Annotated in this window: 11 protein-coding genes; 5 read left to right on the top strand and 6 right to left on the bottom strand. The window is 45.7% G+C overall.

Going from position 1 to position 17,078, the window contains the following annotated elements; genetic code table 11:
* Positions 1-426 precede the first annotated feature (426 nt).
* Positions 427-1,704 (top strand): citrate synthase, encoded by a 1,278-nt coding sequence (gene gltA, locus Q0882_RS11715; RefSeq protein ID WP_299181817.1) that lies wholly within the window; start codon positions 427-429, stop codon positions 1,702-1,704.
* A gap of 61 nt (positions 1,705-1,765) precedes the next feature.
* Here the strand turns inward: gltA and Q0882_RS11720 are convergent, their stop codons facing one another.
* Positions 1,766-2,626 (bottom strand): LysR substrate-binding domain-containing protein, encoded by an 861-nt coding sequence (locus Q0882_RS11720; RefSeq protein WP_299181820.1) that lies wholly within the window; start codon positions 2,624-2,626, stop codon positions 1,766-1,768.
* A 109-nt stretch (positions 2,627-2,735) separates the two neighbouring features.
* Between Q0882_RS11720 and Q0882_RS11725 the strand changes: the two genes are divergently transcribed.
* Positions 2,736-3,224: a hypothetical protein gene (locus Q0882_RS11725; protein ID WP_299181823.1), complete on the top strand. Its 489-nt coding sequence runs from the start codon at positions 2,736-2,738 to the stop codon at positions 3,222-3,224.
* Between the two features lie 442 nt (positions 3,225-3,666).
* On the opposite strand, the gene Q0882_RS11730 is transcribed toward Q0882_RS11725, so the two are convergent.
* Together Q0882_RS11730 and rlmKL are read right to left on the bottom strand one after the other, a co-directional pair.
* The gene (locus Q0882_RS11730) at positions 3,667-4,875 is read right to left on the bottom strand and encodes an ammonium transporter (protein ID WP_299181825.1); all 1,209 of its coding nucleotides are present in this window, start codon (positions 4,873-4,875) and stop codon (positions 3,667-3,669) included.
* Positions 4,876-5,126: 251 nt separating this feature from the next.
* Positions 5,127-7,271, bottom strand: coding sequence for a bifunctional 23S rRNA (guanine(2069)-N(7))-methyltransferase RlmK/23S rRNA (guanine(2445)-N(2))-methyltransferase RlmL (gene rlmKL / locus Q0882_RS11735; RefSeq protein ID WP_299181827.1), 2,145 nt, complete (start codon positions 7,269-7,271; stop codon positions 5,127-5,129).
* A gap of 301 nt (positions 7,272-7,572) precedes the next feature.
* On the opposite strand from rlmKL, the gene rmf reads away from it, so the two are divergent.
* Entirely contained in the window at positions 7,573-7,779 is a 207-nt protein-coding gene (rmf, locus tag Q0882_RS11740) for a ribosome modulation factor (RefSeq protein WP_299181829.1), read from the top strand.
* A gap of 59 nt (positions 7,780-7,838) precedes the next feature.
* Here the strand turns inward: rmf and Q0882_RS11745 are convergent, their stop codons facing one another.
* The 3 genes from Q0882_RS11745 to Q0882_RS11755 all read right to left on the bottom strand — a co-directional run bounded on the left by Q0882_RS11745 (position 7,839) and on the right by Q0882_RS11755 (position 14,062).
* Positions 7,839-8,867: a quinone-dependent dihydroorotate dehydrogenase gene (locus Q0882_RS11745; protein WP_299181832.1), complete on the bottom strand. Its 1,029-nt coding sequence runs from the start codon at positions 8,865-8,867 to the stop codon at positions 7,839-7,841.
* A gap of 116 nt (positions 8,868-8,983) precedes the next feature.
* The gene (locus Q0882_RS11750; RefSeq protein WP_299181835.1) at positions 8,984-9,205 is read right to left on the bottom strand and encodes a DUF2835 domain-containing protein; all 222 of its coding nucleotides are present in this window, start codon (positions 9,203-9,205) and stop codon (positions 8,984-8,986) included.
* A gap of 33 nt (positions 9,206-9,238) precedes the next feature.
* Positions 9,239-14,062 (bottom strand): NAD-glutamate dehydrogenase, encoded by a 4,824-nt coding sequence (locus Q0882_RS11755; protein WP_299181837.1) that lies wholly within the window; start codon positions 14,060-14,062, stop codon positions 9,239-9,241.
* Positions 14,063-14,430: 368 nt separating this feature from the next.
* Here Q0882_RS11755 and Q0882_RS11760 point away from each other — a divergent pair, with 368 nt between their 5' ends.
* Both Q0882_RS11760 and Q0882_RS11765 read left to right on the top strand, forming a co-directional pair.
* Entirely contained in the window at positions 14,431-16,041 is a 1,611-nt protein-coding gene (locus Q0882_RS11760; RefSeq protein WP_299181839.1) for a BatD family protein, read from the top strand.
* Between the two features lie 40 nt (positions 16,042-16,081).
* On the top strand, positions 16,082-16,924 hold the full coding sequence (locus tag Q0882_RS11765; protein ID WP_299181840.1) for an ion channel: 843 nt from the start codon (positions 16,082-16,084) through the stop codon (positions 16,922-16,924).
* The last annotated feature ends 154 nt before the right edge of the window (positions 16,925-17,078 follow it).

Here is a 17,078-nt window from a genome sequence, read left to right on the forward strand (position 1 = left end):
TTCACACTTTGCGGCCCCTTTGCAGGGCTCGGTTGCTCGGAAGTGTTGAAGATAAGTACCTCGCTCCTCAAGCTTACCTTTCGTAACTCACCAACGAATCAGCTTATTACGGGAGGTCAACTTCGGGGCGAGAGTATAAGCATTTAACCTTAATATTACAACGCAATCACAGCGCACTTCGCCTTTTGTCTAGGTTAAAACCCGATATAAAAAGTCGTACAACCAAATGATTATTCAGTCATTTAAGTAAACTTGTTAGAAAAGCACTCAATATGCTGCAACGCAGTAATTAACCTATTTAGTTGGATTGACAAACGTTTAACAATCTCTATATTGGGTGGGTCCAATCTATCGGGCCAAGACTCTTAGATCTGACTACAATAGATAGTCATGACAGAACTAAAACATAATGATAGGAGCCTTTTAATGGCTGATAAGAAAGCACGTTTAACAGTTGACGGTCTAGATGAATCTATTGAGCTGCCAGTTTATTCAGGCACTCTAGGTCCAGACGTAATTGATGTGCGCCCTCTGACTGGCAAAGGCCTGTTCACCTATGATCCAGGGTTCGTATCTACTGCAGCATGCGACTCTAGCATCACTTTTATTGATGGCGGAAAGGGTGTACTTCTGCACGGTGGTTATCCAATTGATGAGCTGGCAGAAAAATCAGACTACATGGAAGTGTGCTATTTGCTACTTAACGGCGAACTTCCAACGGCAGAACAGAAAGATCTGTTTGTAAATACTGTCAAAAACCACACAATGCTGCATGAGCAATTGAATCATTTCTATAACGGTTTCCGCCGTGATGCTCACCCAATGGCGATCATGTGTGGTGTAGTTGGTGCGCTCTCCTCGTTCTACCACGACTCTCTGGATATTAATAATGAGCACCACCGTGAAGTTTGCGCATACCGCTTAATTGCGAAAATGCCAACCATCGCAGCAATGTGCTTCAAGTACTCTTGCGGCCAGCCGTTTATGTATCCTCGCAACGACCTGAGCTATGCAGGTAATTTCTTACACATGATGTTTGGTACACCTTGCGAAGAGTATCAGGTTAATCCTGTACTTGAGAAAGCAATGGACCGCATCTTTGTACTTCACGCTGATCACGAACAGAACGCATCTACTTCTACAGTACGTCTTGCAGGCTCTTCTGGTGCTAACCCATTCGCATGTATCGCTTCTGGTATTGCAGCACTGTGGGGGCCTGCTCACGGCGGTGCCAACGAAGCTGTTCTGAATATGCTGGAAGAAATTGGTGATGAGTCACGCATCGATGAGTTCGTTGCAAAGGCGAAAGATCCAAACGACCCATTCCGCCTGATGGGATTCGGCCACCGCGTCTACCGCAACTTCGATCCACGCGCACGCGTGATGAAGAAGTCTTGTGACGAAGTACTGGCTGAACTAGGACTGGAAAATGATCCTCTGCTGAAGATTGCAAAACGCCTTGAGCAGATTGCTATCGAAGACGAGTACTTCGCAGAGCGTAAACTGTACCCGAACGTAGACTTCTACTCTGGTATCATCCTGAAAGCAATTGGCATCCCAACCAACATGTTTACAGTGATCTTTGCCCTGTCACGTACAATCGGCTGGATCTCTCACTGGAGCGAATTCCACAGCAGCCCGAACAAAATCGGTCGCCCACGCCAGCTTTACACTGGCCCAACCCAGCGCAAATACCCGGGTTAATCGACCTAGCAATAAAAAAGCCGCATATAGCGGCTTTTTTATTGCGCAAAATTCACCTCTACTAGCACGCCCTAACCGCAGCGGCCTTAAACGCATCGGCCAGAATTCGCCCAACCCCCAGGTTAGGACTGTAACGCAGCCAACTATAAACATTAGGCAGCTCAGGCAGCCCCAGCCTCTCCCCAACCAATTCAGTACCATCAACTGAAGCACTCTGAGGCCGCGCAGTAATCGCCAAACCGCTTTTAACTGCCGCCATCAACCCCTGATAACTCGTCGTTGTGTACATCAAACGCCAGGGTAACCCTGCTTGCTCTAGCGCCCTTATGCCATGAGTTCTAAACTGACATTGCCGCGTATACATAGCCACTGGAAGTTCCCGGTTTCCTGACCATTCCCATCCTTCGGCACCAATCCAGGCCAGCGGTTCAACACTCAGCAACTCACCTTTCCCCTCCGACTCCTGCATAGAAAGCGTCATCACGATATCGTAATCACCCCGATCATACCCCGCATTAAGATCGAGGCTATAGCCCGTTTCAACATTGAGTCTTACTGAAGGATTTGACCGGCAAAAATCGGCCAATAAAACCGGCAAAAGCGCCTCCGACATTCCCTGAGACACGCCTAAGTTGACCTCTCCATAGACCTCACTCGACTGCAGGGAAGCGATCGCATCATCCTGCAGCGCCAACATACGCCGAGCATATCCAAGCAGCATCTCCCCTTCATCCGTCAAGACACGCCTACGACCGCAGCTCCGGAACAGAGGTACTACAACTTCTGCCTCCAGTTTTTTTACCTGCTGGCTGACCGTTGACTGGGTTTTATGTAATTGCTCTGCCGCCTTAATAAAACCCTCATGCTCTACAACCGCAATGAATGTCCTTAACAAATCACTACTTATGTTTGGTTGCGCCATTACCGCCCTCTATTAATCGCAAATTACGATCAATTAAATGATTTTAAATCGTTATTACTAAACACTATACAAGATTAAGCTGTCCTTCAACCACATGGAGGAGATCAAGATGCCCTATATTTCAGTACAACTATCATCACCTATAGATCCTATGACAGCAGACAGCCTCGCCCAAGGTATAACGCATATACTGAGCAACGATCTAGGTAAAAAAGAAGAGCTAACCGCTGTAAACATAACGAATAGCAACTCAGCACAATGGTATATTGGCAACCGCTCTCTCGACACTCGCCATGAACAAAGCGCCTATGTTGATATCAAAATCAGCGAGGGCAGCAACAGCAAAAATGAAATAAAGAACGCTATCGCCAAACTATATGAGTTGCTTAACCACGAATTAGATAATCTTAGTGAAGTTAGCTACATCGCTCTTGATGAAGTAGATCAAACTAATTGGGGTTACGGTGGAAAAACACAGCATGAAAGAGCGATAAAACGCACGGAAAGCGGAGCGATAGATACGGCGTTTTACCTAAACAAGGGACGCAAAGAAAGAACCGTTTCTTTTTCTAGCATTTTCAAACGAATCTGCACATAACTTTTACATCCTTTAGCTCTCGTTAATTTAGCTTTACGAGAGCTTTTTTCTTCTGCTTCTTGCCCTTTAAAAAAGCACATAGTTTTCATTCGTCTTGCTTAGCGCTCAGCCAAAACTGGTCAGCGCATGTTTACCCTACCTCTCCAGTCTCAAAGATCCCACTGAGTTCGAAGGCAACCTACCTGGACAAGCTACCGCTCAATACAACCCTTACTGAAAAAACAACATGTTGCCCATGCTTACCTTTAAAGGGCATAAGGAGCTTGTACTCGTCGTTAAAATTTCTAGTAGTGATGATCCGCACAAAACCGGATCTGAAGATTGCCGGCAAGTCAGCTCGACATTTGAAATAAGCCCAAATTACAAAACCAGCCTATCAATGACATTGTCAGAACAATAAAAAAGCCAGGCTAAGCCCGGCTTTCTTTAATGCTACTTAAGATTAATTATCGCATGTTGATTCAATCTTATGGATCGACAGGTCAGCACCGTTGTATTCCTCTTCCTGAGACAAACGCAATCCACAAACCGCTTTAACTCCGCCATAAACAATCACACCACCAATCACAGCCACAGCAATACCCGCTACTGTACCGATGATCTGTGACATCAAGCTAACACCACCCAGGCCGCCTAAAGCTTCTGTACCGAAAATACCGCAAGCGATCGCCCCCCAGGCACCACAGACACCATGAAGAGGCCATACACCCAGCACATCATCAATCTTCCACTTGTTCTGCTGAATCGTGAACAGTACAACAAAAATCGCACCCGCAACCGCGCCAACAACCAACGAACCCATTGGATGCATCACATCAGAGCCGGCACAAACAGCGACCAAACCAGCCAAAGGTCCGTTGTGTATGAAACCAGGGTCATTCTTACCGAAGATCAAGGCAGTGATAATACCGCCGACCATCGCCATCAGCGTATTAACTGCGACCAGACCAGAAATTCCATCCATTGTCTGAGCAGACATGACATTGAAACCAAACCAACCAATACAAAGAATCCAGGCACCCAGCGCCAGGAAAGGAATATTTGATGGCGGGAATGCAACAAGACGGTCACCTTTATAACGACCATTACGAATACCTAGCATCAGCACCGCAACCAAGGCTAACCAGCCACCGACACCGTGCACAACAACAGAGCCTGCGAAATCATGGAAACCTGCACCAAAGCTCTCTTCTAGCCACGCCTGGAAACCATAGTTGCCGTTCCAGATTATCCCTTCAAAGAATGGGTAAACAAAAGCAACAATCAGTGCAGAAGCAATCAGGAATGGCCAGAACTTACCACGTTCAGCAATACCACCCGACACAATCGCTGGAATGGCTGCTGCGAAAGTCATCAGGAAGAAGAACTTAACGAGTTCATAACCGTTGTTAGCCGCCAACTCAGCGGCAGGTGAGAAGAATGTCACGCCGTAGGCGACCCAGTAACCGACAAAGAAGTATGCCATGGCAGAAAAACCAAAATCGGTCAGGATTTTAACCAGAGCATTGACCTGGTTTTTATGGCGTACGGTACCTACCTCCAAGAAGGCAAATCCGGCGTGCATGGCAAATACCATGATTGCGCCCATAAGGATAAATAGAGTATTGGAACTCTGGATAAGCGTCTCTACTGCGCTATTGACGTTTTCCACTGACAGTCTCCTGTTCTTGGCCTACGCACCATATCGGTACCAGAATCACCTTCTGGCACTATATTGGTGCATCGTTAGTGTGCAAAATAATTTTTATCAGGCTCCGACTCTCACTTAGAAACTTCGTAAAGCCCATGTTTACTGGTATGGCTTACCGGACAGGCTGATGAAACTAAATGTGAAGAACCATTTATGCTCTTTTATAAAGCACTAACTATGCCAAAACAGTGTGACTGCACTATTAAAGTTCACTACCCCTTATGAGTGATACGGTAGCAGCAGTGGATCTTTTCATTACGCTTAAAATCTGGATCTAATGTTGATCGCGTGATCTCCTCGATGAGGAAATCAGATAGTGATTCATGATCAATTTTGAAGCGGCGATAGTTATTTGAGAAATAGAGAACACCCTCATCTCGCAACAACCTCATCGCTCCCTCAATTAGGTCGACATGATCCCTTTGCACATCCAGTACACCCTGCATACGCTTTGAATTTGAGAAGGTAGGCGGATCCATAAAGATCAAATCGTAAGCCGCACCTCGCTGGACCCTCAACCATTTAAGGCAATCTGCCTGTACCTGCGTATTGTGCTGGTTATCAAGGCCATTGAGATCCATATTACGCTTAGCCCAATTCAGATAAGTCGCAGACATATCTACACTGGTCGTACTTTTTGCACCACCTTTTGCGGCATGCACCGAAGCCGTAGCGGTATAGCAAAAGAGATTCAAAAAATCCTTATTTGCACTTTCCTGCTGTATTCTCTTGCGAATAGGACGGTGATCCAGAAAAAGTCCGGTATCCAGGTAATCATGTAAATTTACCAATAAGCGACAACCGTGTTCATTAATCTCTTTAAATCTGTGGGTTTCAGAGTGTTTCTCATATTGATTAACACCCTGCTGCTTCTTACGCTGCTTAAGGATTACTTTTTCTGCCGGCACACCCAATGTAACGGGTAAAGCATTCATTACATCCTGAAGCCGAGCGAACGTTTTAACAGGATCGATTTTTTTCGGTGCTGCATACTCCTGCACATGCACCTCATCCCCATAGAGGTCGACGGCAACAGAATATTCTGGGATATCAGCATCATAGAGACGATAGCATTCGACCTCTTCTCGCTTGATCCATTTAGCCATCTGCTTACGGTTCTTCAGCAAGCGGTTCGCAAACATCTGCGCACCATCCGAGAGCTGAACCTCCGCCGACTGATTCGCGTCAGCTTTTTCTGTTTTTCGCTCAGATACCGGATAGATAAAGAGACGACTTTCGAGTGCACCATTATAGAGCTTGTACTGTTTATCCGCGCGAAGCCCCATCACCTTGCACAGATCGGGATTTGACGTAAAAATCGCCGCTATCCACCCGGCAAACTCCGCCTTCAACTTATCACCAAGGTGCCGATAGAGGAACATCAACTGCTGGGTCTCACCCAAACGCTCCCCATAAGGCGGGTTGGTAATGAGTGTCCCCTGCCCTTCTGGCAAGTGACTCCGCTGAAGGTCCTCCAAACGACAGGTCGCAAAGTCTATAAAATCAGCAACACCTGCTCGTTCCGCATTCTGACGCGCTATTCGCAATACTTTTTTATCCTGATCACGACCAAGGAGTATCGTATCTAAGGCAAGAAGGCCTTTAGCTTTACGCGCTTTAGCCTCAGCTATCAACTGCTCCCATAATTCCCGCTGATGACCGGTCCAGCGAGTAAACCCAAAACGCTTACGCTGTAACCCAGGGGCAATATCAGCGGCTAACATGACCGCTTCTATCAGTAACGTTCCAGATCCACACATCGGATCTAAAAGAATTTTGTTCTGTTCTATATTTTGCTGCCAACCACTTCGAATCAATACCGCAGCTGCCAGGTTCTCTTTCATCGGTGCTTCACCAGCCTGCAATCGATATGCTCTACGATGCAAACTGTCTCCTGACATATCTAATGCAACAGTGATTTTGCCACGATGCATTCTGACATTGACCCGTAGATCCGGCGCAACTTTATCAATGCTTGGTCTTGCACCTGTCTTATTTCGGATCTGATCAACAATGGCATCTTTCACCTTTAATGCCCCAAAATGGGTATTGTTGATCCCCCGGGTCTGACCACTAAAGTCGATGAGAAGCGTTCCTTCACTTCGCATATGCTCAAGCCAATCAACTTGCTGTACTGCGCTGTAAAGATCCTCAGCAGTCTCCGCCTCCCCTTCAAACAGAGGCATCAATACTCTGTTCGCCAGGCGCGACCATAAACAGATCCGATATGCATCTTCCAGCTCTCCCTGACACTGCACACCCGCCACAGTCTGTTTTGTTTCAGCAACACCTAACTGATGAAGCTCCTCTTCAAGCAGCAATTCGAGGCCTTTCGGACAGGTCAGAAACAATTTCATATACTTTTACCCAACAAAACATTCATCTAAAACAGAATAAGATGAAAATTATTCAATTTCTCTAGGAGATACTCACTCATTAACTAACTTAATGAATGCTATGGTTTTTTTGCACCCACACACTAAGAATATTTATTACCCGCAGCAACAAGATAGTCATATTCAATCGCGTTCATGCAATTTTTCAGATATTTATAGAAGTCTGCTCTGTGCATTTATTGTTCAGACAGATTTTAAGCGGATACCACGTCTCAAGGAACCGCTGCTCTCAAAAACAAAACATCAAGAGAGGCTCAACTACATGAAGAGACAGAAGCGTGATCGTACTACCACACTGTTCAACCGCGGCTTTCAAGCCGGTATTAGTGGAAAATCCCGGGATATCTGTCCGGTTAATACATCAGATCTTAGAAGCCATTGGATGAGCGGGTGGCGCCAGGGACGTGAAGCTCATTGGAACGGCATGGACGGGGTCTCTGCTATTCAATCAGACCCTGCTTTACACTGAAACCCTATTCGTAATAAGGCTCCCTCTCCGGGAGCCTTTTTAATTCATGTACTGCTATTTTAGCTAGCAGGCAGGTTCTGAATAGCCTTAACCGAATCTGCCACCAATTCTGGCCCCCGATAGATGAACCCTGAATAGATCTGAACCAGACTTGCACCCGCCTCAATCTTTTCAGCAGCATCAAACCCCTCGGTAATTCCACCCACACCGATAATTGGCAACGCGCCATCAAGCTCTTCAGCAAGAGTTCGAATGACTTTTGTCGATTTATTTCTCACAGGTGCGCCAGATAAACCTCCAGCCTCATCTGCATATTCCAGCCCCTCAACACCCTCTCTGGAAAGGGTTGTATTCGTCGCAATCACTCCATCAAGCTCATAAGCTTTTAAGGACGATGCTACAAGCCTGACCTCTTCATCAGTCATGTCTGGAGCAATTTTCACAGCAATCGGGATATACTTATCATGGAATTTAGCAAGTTTCGCCTGCTCTGCTTTAAGCGCATCAAGCAGGCTATTTAACGACTCTCCATACTGAAGGGTACGTAGCCCCGGCGTATTGGGAGAGGAGACATTAACGGTGATATATGATGCTTTTGAATAGACTTTTCTCAAGCAATACAGGTAATCATCATTTGCGTTTTCATTGGGAGTATCTTTATTCTTTCCGATATTGATACCCAGAACCCCTTTATAGCGGCTCTTTTCCAGATTACGTAGCAGGTTATCAACACCATCGTTATTAAAGCCCATACGATTAATAATCGCCTGCTGTTCCGGTAAACGGAAAATTCGAGGTTTCGGGTTGCCGGACTGTGGACGGGGTGTCACTGTCCCCACCTCAATAAAACCAAACCCCATTGCAGCCATCCCATCAACAGCAATGCCGTTTTTATCCAGTCCAGCTGCTAATCCCACCCGATTTGGAAAATTAATACCCATCACTCGTACTGGATCAGAGAGGTTTTCAGCCCCCAGCAGCTTATTCATACCCAGAGAAGCCGCGAGATTCATCGAATGAAGGGCTACATTATGGGAAAGCTCCGGATCAAGCTGAAACATCAACGATCGAGTCAGTGAATACAACATATCAATACCTGGTGGAAAAATTTTGCACGATTATAGGCGAGCCAAGGAGGGAATAACAGGGGGAAGCAGTTACCTATCTATCATTCAGAATTTCTGAATCTGTCTCAAGGTAAATATCAGGCTATTTTTTCAATAGCCTGATATTTACCTTTGTTATCGAAAATAATTCGAAATCGACCATGAATCCCATCGCGTAACAGAAACGGCCGCAGGATTTTTGCGGGGAAACGAACACTTCTCCCATCTGATGCCCTGGTTAAAACACTTTGAGCAACGCCCTGATACAATTTCAGGTATTTCTCACTACTGATACTCAGGTCTACTGTTATCGATTTCATTCTTCGAACAATTTCAGTGCAATGCCACTAACTTTAGCTACTAATTTGACTCGCTTTAGCCAGATCAAATAACTCTCTGAGTGCGACAGTATACATCGCATACTCCTGTTTTTTAGCACTTTTAAGTTCAGTTAACACATTATTCCAACGCTGAAGGATCCAGTCATTTTCATCGGCCCATTGTTCGATCAATGATTCAATTTTACTCCCTCTCTCCCATCCACTGATCGCATTTGCAACCAGAGCTCTTTGCTGCCAATCCAGATCGTCTCTGAACGCTTCCCTGGCCAGAGCCTGCCAATAGTTATCAACGTTCAACTGATTCAACTTCTGAGATAGATGATCCAGCTCCAATCTCTCTCCAATCGAGAAATAGATCTTAGCAACCTTCTCTGTAGTGATAGCTGAGTTTCCAGCGACCTCGATGATTCCAAGGAATGCATACAGACACCGCGCACCTGCAATCGTTTTTGCCAACTTCACAGGCACACCCGCAGATTCATATCGCTCACGGGCTTTGTTCCAGCGTCCGAGCGGCTCTCCTCTTAAGAGCGCTTCAGGTTTACCCAGTATATTTTTTAACTGCGTTGTAAAACTTGTCACTTCCAGTTCACAATCCAGCTCTACTCTTCTGTTACGAACAAACCAGCGAGTTGCCCTTCTCATCAGATGCTGAAGTTCATGCATCATCTCAATCTGAATAGCGTTTTCGACTTTATGATCAAGCTTTTCTATCTGGCACCATAAACTTTCAACATCAAAAACATCCCTTGCCAGAATATAAGCACGTGCAATAGCCGCTTCATCCGATCCGGTTGAGATTCTCAGTCGATCTACAAAGTTTATCCCCATCATATTGATCATATGATTGGCAATCTGGGTCGCTATGATTTCACGATAAAGGCGGTGTTCCCTAATCTGGCTGGGAAACTGCTCATTTAATTTTTCAGGGAAAGCGGTAAATAGCTCATTCGATAAGTAGTTGTCATCTGTCACTCGTGAATCAATCAACGCCTCTTTTAATTCAGCCTTACTGTATGAGATTAAAACTGACAACTCGGGACGGGTTAAGCCTTTCTTCAAATTCCTCCGCTCATTTAAGGTGTCATCATCCGGAAGAAACTCCAAGCCACGATCCAGCTTCCCTGCATTCTCCATATTGACTATATATCTCTGGTATTCAGCCATGCTCTCTAATGAGCGAGACTCTGCCATAGAGATAGCCTGAACCTGACGGTAGTTATTCTCCAGAACCAGATCAGCAACCGCATCGGTCATCTCTTCAAGCAGTTTATTCCTCTGTTTGACGGTCATATCACCGTCATCCACCACCTGATTCAGAAGGATTTTGATATTCACTTCATGATCTGAGCAATCAACACCACCAGCATTATCAATAAAATCGGTGTTCATTTTCCCACCATTCAGGGCATATTCCATACGCGCCTTCTGACTCAGCCCCAGATTTCCGCCCTCACCAACCACCTTGCATCTCAGCTCGCTCCCATTCACCCGCAATGGATCATTCGCTTTATCACCGACATCAGCATCAGTTTCAGCAGCCGCCTTCACATAGGTTCCGATACCACCATTCCAGATCAGATCAACTTCAGCTTTCAACAGTGCTCGGATCAGCTCATTCGGTGGTACTGCAGCCTCATTCAGACCGGTAAGCTTTTGGACCTGAGGCGTTAGCTTGATAGATTTAGCCGATCGATCAAAAACCCCTCCGCCTTTGGATATCAATTTTGAATCGTAATCCCCCCAGGATGAGCGTGGTAAAGCAAACAGGCGCTCTCGCTCTTTCCAGCTTTTTGAGGCATCTGGCTCGGGATCGATAAAGATATGCAGGTGGTTAAATGCTGCAACCAACCTGATATGTTTGGAGAGCAGCATTCCATTGCCAAACACATCCCCGGACATATCGCCAATACCAACAACAGTGAAATCATCTTTATCGGTGTTCACCCCCATCTCCCGGAAGTGTCTTTCAACTGAGACCCAGGCCCCTCTGGCTGTAATCCCCATTTTCTTATGATCGTACCCCTGACTCCCTCCAGAAGCGAAGGCATCCCCAAGCCAGAATCCGTATTCTTCAGCGATACCGTTAGCAATATCAGAAAACGTTGCCGTCCCTTTATCAGCAGCCACAACCAGATAAGTATCGTCATCATCATGTCTGACAACAGACTGAGGAGGGACAACCGTTCCCTCAACACGATTGTCCGTAATATCGAGTAGGCCACTGATAAAAATCTTGTAACAGCGGACGCCCTCTTCCAACCACTGTTCCCGACTCATCTCATCATGCAATAGCTTTGCGACAAAACCGCCTTTAGCCCCGACGGGCACAATGACCGCATTTTTAACCTGCTGCGCTTTAACTAAGCCGAGTACCTCAGTTCTGAAATCCTCAAGACGATCTGACCAACGCAAGCCACCTCGAGCAACCTTACCGCCTCGTAAATGCACCCCCTCCACTTCAGGGGAGAAGACAAAAATTTCATAGCGAGGTTTGGGTTGCGGTATGTCGGGGATTTGCGCAGGCGCTAACTTAAATGAAAAATATGATTTTAACTGGCCATTAGTACGTTGGAAGAAGTTGGTTCTCAGCGTTGCCAGGATCAGAGTCAGGTATTGGCGTATGACACGATCATCATTCAGGCTGGTAACCTCATCTAAACTCTCAACAATTTGAGCCTCTATCTTTGATTGATCCTGCTCTGAATCAGGCTGAAATCGCGCCTGAAACAGTTCGACTAACTTAGCTGCGATATTTACATAGGTATTTAATGTCGTGCTAATCGCTTCCTGACTGATCGGGAACCGTATCTGTTTCATGTAAGCAGCATATGCCCTTAACATGGCTACTTCACGCCAACCAATTTTACCTGCCAAAACCAGGCGGTTAAATTCATCGCTGGCGGCGTCGCCCTGCCATATTCGCAGAAAAGCATCTTCAAAAACCTGCTTCAGTGTCTCCATCGAGACGGTACCGCTGCCTGTGTAGTGGAGATTAAAATCATGAATCCAGATCGTATTTTGCTTGCTGCTGATTCGGTATGGATGTTCATCAATCACTCTCAAACCGAGATTTTCTAATACCGGAATCACATCAGACAGTGGCAGCGAGTTACCCAGACTGAACAGTTTAAAGTTAAGACTACTCTCCTCTTTCTCCAGAGCCTGATAGAAACTCAGCTGCAGCGGTTTTTCAGCGTTAAGTTTAAGAATATGTTGCAGATCAACAACAGCGGTTCTGGCAGAAAAATCTGAACTATAGCTGGCGGGAAAACCACCCCCGTAGAGATTATAGATACGGATGCCAGCCTCCTCTCCATTTGTTTCAATCAACGCATCCCGCAGATCATCACACCAACTGCGCGCAGCCTCTCGAACCAATCGCTCCAACTTTTGAGGGTCAAAATTTTCGGCAATATTATCTCCCCTGAGAATGAATTGAGTCCGGGTCAAAATCGATTCAGAGAAGTAAGTTGTAAAATCAGCTTGGTCACACCCGAGTTGATCCATCAGACGCGCCTGAACTTTATGTCTGAAATCAGTGCTGTATATATCGCGTGGAGAATAAACCAGACAGGAATAGAACTGACCGAAATAATCACGGCGGGTAAACAATCGTATCTGCCGACGCTCATGGATCTGTAAGATACCAATGACCGTCTTGTACAGATCATCAACACTCACTTGAAACAGATCATCCCGTGGATGTATCTCCAGTATCTGGAGTAGCTCTTTCCAATCATGACCGTAGCGATGCAGTCCGGATTTTTCCATAATCGCATCCACCTTGCGGCGCACAACAGGGATCTGCTTAGAACTTTGAATATAAACGCTGGATGTATACAGCCCCAGGAATCGGCACTCTCCTGCCACCCTACCATTAGAATCAAACTGTTTGATGCTGATGTAATCAGGGTAGATAGGACGATGCACACTTGAGGGGCGATTAGACTTAGTGAAAGAGAGCGCTTCAGGGATCAATACAAAACCCTCAGCATCACGATCATTCTCGTTAACCAGTGCCGAGCGACAGTGCTCATCGCAGAATTTTAACAGCCCCAGCTGGCTTCCCATGACCGCTTCGAGCGTTTGTTTACCATTTTTTGTTACCAGCTTATATTCATCATATCCAAGAAACGTAAAATGATCCTTCAACCAGAGGATGAAATCATGCACTTCAGAAGCGGTATTTTTGTCTAAACCGCGACTCGGCGCAGTAAACCCCTTGGCCAGAAAATCACAGCGCTCAATCATGGGCTCAAAATCGTCAACAACCATCGAAACATCTTCCAGAATATTCAGTAATGATTGTTCCAACGACTTGAGTTCACCATGATCGGTATGTCTATCCACCTCAATACTCACCAATGATTCCCGATGAGCATTTTTCGCTCGGCTATCCTTTTTAAGCAGAGAGATAAGCTGGCCTTTGTCATCACGCTTCATTGAAACGACAGCATTGTGGATCGCGTGAATAGTCAGGTTTCTACGATTCAGCTCCATTCGCAAAGAATCGACCAGGAAAGGCATATCTTCCTGCAAAACCTCGATAATCGTATGTGTGGACTGCCAACCATGCTGTTCATAATCCGGATTGAAAACCCTAACTTTGGCCGCTTCCCTTTTACGCTGCTGGATAAACTGCCAACACGCCAAAGTCGATCCATAAAGGTCTTCCAGTTTCCACTCCATCAGATCCGTGACAGACACAGAAGAATAATAGAACGTGGCAAATTCGGTTAGCGCAGCAGCTCGCTTCTCAGGCAATCGATTTGTCAGCTCCTGACAAAGGGAAGTTAAAAGATTCTCTTTTTCATCTAATCCGTAGCGTTCCATCTCTAACCCTCAATTTTTCCCAAGCAATCAACAGTATAGATAAATAACCTGGGAACTGTTGTCCATTTATACTGCGCTTTATACCTATTGCTATTATTCGCTATAATTACTCCTTTTTAGCATGGCCGCTATCGTCAACTACCCTCTTTAAGTAATAAAGCTTTAAAGATTTCCCTACACCCCTGTATCCACATTGATCTGAATAACAACATTACTCATAATGAAATAATTATTCATAATCCGCTCCGCCGGTTCTTATGGTGGTCTACCGTGTCACAGGCAACGTTGTAAGAGAGATTAGTTTGCAAAGCCTTTTAAGGATCCTGCTCCCCATATTATTTTTATTGCCATACTCGCTGCATGCAGATGTGGTAGCTCAACTTGATAAAAGCACCCTCTACCTGGGAGAGAAGCTCTCTCTAACACTGGAATCAGACCAATCCCCTCAAGTTCGTCCAGACCTGAGAGCACTGCAAACAGATTTTACCGTTCTGGGGACCCGGCAGGTTACAGTCTCCAGTCATACGGCTGGCAAAGTGTCCGCAAAAACACGCTGGATTCTCTTGCTAAGTCCCCTGCAGGAGGGAGAGCAGGTGATCCCCCCGATCTCTATCGGTGAGCAAACAAGCCTTCCACTCTCCTTATCGGTACTTCCAGCAAATCAGAACCCATCCATTGCTGAAACCGGACGCGCAATCTACCTCGAAGTGAGTCTTGATCAGGAAGAGGTGTACCTTCAGAGTCAGGCAATATTGCGTGCCAAAATTTTCCATCTGGCACCACTGCCATTGAATGCTAACCTGTCCTCTCCAGAATCAACCGCAGCCTTAATCAAACCACTGGAGGAACAGCGACAATATACAGAATTGGTGCGCGGACAAAATTACACTGTTACAGAATCGAGTTATGCCGTTTTTCCAAATGAGACCGGAGAGATAGAGATCTCACCGATATTTTTCTCTACCATTTTACCCAACGAAAAACTTATTGAGTTCAACAGTGAGGCACTGTTTCTCTCAGTACTTCCTAACGCATTCCAAAGCAGCAACAATTTGTGGCTACCTGCAAAAACGGTCTATATCGAAGATAACCTTGCTGATAAACAGGAGGTTACTGCAGGATCAGAGATACGCAGAATCATAAGTTTAGAGGTGGAGGGGTTGCCTGCCGCTGCCCTGCCATCCCTTTCTCCGCTAACATATGAATCTTCTAATACACAGCTGTTAAATGTCGTTCTTGAAGAACGAAAAACCCATCAAGGTATTATCAGCCAACGCATTGAAGAACTTATTATTACGCCACACTCATCCGGGGAACTCAGACTACCACCGATCGATATTCCATGGTGGAACACGCTCACAGATAAAGGCCAGACAGCGACGCTTTCTCACCGCAACCTTGTCGTAAACACCCAAGCAGACAATACTGTTTTGGCGGCCCAACCCGTGTCAGAAAAGGTCCACCTTCAAACAGGGGCAACCAGCTCAGCCTCTCCACCTATTCTCATCTGGATCTTAATGCTAATTAGCCTGATAACCTCTCTTGGATGGCTGTACACCTTTAATCGCTTACTCAAGCTCAAAGGCAATAATCAGCAACAAGAGGCCAAGCTTAAAGAGGAGCAAGCGTTAAGGCAGAAGGTGGCATCTGAAATAACTGAAAAAAACACCTTTCAGGCGCTAACAATGGCCTGCATACAAAATGACCCTGAAATTGCACAGCTCAGACTCATTGAGTGGGCCCAATCATTTTGGAAAAATCCTGAACTCCATACGGTTGAGCAGTTATGTGAATACGCAGGAAACCAGACATTAAATTTCCTGGTACTGGATCTTGAACAGCACCTTTATAGCTCTTCGCCTGAAAGATGGCAGGGAGATCTGTTACTCCGTAATATTGAAAAGATCAGGGATCGACAAAATAGGTTGGCGCTGGATATCGAACCTGGTGAAAATAAACTGAAATACGCAGCTATATAACTTTTATTAAATCATTGTTAATCAGAGATCGGAGCGAATAATGGAATACTCCCGACATTCAGCACTCATGCGTATTGTAGGATTCGGCGGTGTAGATTCACGGGAAAATGCTAAAGCCAAACTGTGGGGGCGTAGATTTGAAGGCCCGATGGTACTGGCTGCTATCTGGATCTTGATCGACTGGTACCTCCAGTCAAAAGGTTTGACCAACCGCTACACCTCATTCGCATCGGACTGGTTGATCTGGTTAATATTTCTTAGCGAGCTGATCATAATGTCATTGCTGGTCGATGACAAAATGCGCTACCTGAAACATAACTGGATGAGTCCACTGATTGTACTGGCAGGCCTTCCTGTCCTTTGGGGGGTCAATACCTTTTACGCTGGTACACTTCGAACACTTCGCCTGGCCCTGACTATAGGCATCTTTCTTCGAGTATCAAAAGACACAAGGGATCTGCTCTCTAAGCATAATCTTGGGGTCACCCTGTTTGTCTGCTTTGTCATTCTCATAATCTCTGGCTTGCTCATTTCGGGTATAGACCCCGCCTTTGAAACACCACTCGATGGCCTCTGGTGGGCCTGGGTGACAGTGACCACGGTAGGGTATGGTGATCTGGTACCTGCAACTACCGAAGGCAGGATTTTCGGCTCACTCCTGATTTTGATGGGGCTCGGTATGTTTTCAATGTTAACAGCCAGCTTCTCTGTTTTTTTCATTGAACAGGATGAGCGCGAACTAACTCTGAAAGAGGAGCAAAATATTAAACGAATAGCCCAATTAGAGGCTAAACTCGAGCGAATTGAATCACAATTGGATGAAGCGCTGAGCGTCCTTACAAACCTTGACCAAAAAAGCTCAGAACAGGATCGCTCTAAATAAAGCAGGATTCACTGTCTTAAGTCATACCCAGACTGAACAGCTGCTTATTTTTTGAGCAAATTCGAAGCAAAAATACTATAATTCACAAGGTAGGTGCACCTCAGAATAGATTCATTTACTTAGGTGCGATTTTTATAATCAACACTCGATATAC

This window comes from uncultured Neptuniibacter sp., assembly GCF_947498015.1.
Taxonomy (GTDB): Bacteria; Pseudomonadota; Gammaproteobacteria; order Pseudomonadales; family Balneatricaceae; genus Neptuniibacter.

What these genes read in the sequence shown, in the direction of transcription:
- gltA (WP_299181817.1), top strand. Translation starts at nt 427, where the DNA reads ATGGCTGATAAGAAAGCACGTTTAACAGTTGACGGTCTAGATGAATCT.
- Q0882_RS11720 (WP_299181820.1), bottom strand. Translation starts at nt 2,626, where the DNA reads ATGGCGCAACCAAACATAAGTAGTGATTTGTTAAGGACATTCATTGCG.
- Q0882_RS11725 (WP_299181823.1), top strand. Translation starts at nt 2,736, where the DNA reads ATGCCCTATATTTCAGTACAACTATCATCACCTATAGATCCTATGACA.
- rlmKL (WP_299181827.1), bottom strand. Translation starts at nt 7,271, where the DNA reads ATGAAATTGTTTCTGACCTGTCCGAAAGGCCTCGAATTGCTGCTTGAA.
- rmf (WP_299181829.1), top strand. Translation starts at nt 7,573, where the DNA reads ATGAAGAGACAGAAGCGTGATCGTACTACCACACTGTTCAACCGCGGC.
- Q0882_RS11745 (WP_299181832.1), bottom strand. Translation starts at nt 8,867, where the DNA reads ATGTTGTATTCACTGACTCGATCGTTGATGTTTCAGCTTGATCCGGAG.
- Q0882_RS11750 (WP_299181835.1), bottom strand. Translation starts at nt 9,205, where the DNA reads ATGAAATCGATAACAGTAGACCTGAGTATCAGTAGTGAGAAATACCTG.
- Q0882_RS11755 (WP_299181837.1), bottom strand. Translation starts at nt 14,062, where the DNA reads ATGGAACGCTACGGATTAGATGAAAAAGAGAATCTTTTAACTTCCCTT.
- Q0882_RS11765 (WP_299181840.1), top strand. Translation starts at nt 16,082, where the DNA reads ATGGAATACTCCCGACATTCAGCACTCATGCGTATTGTAGGATTCGGC.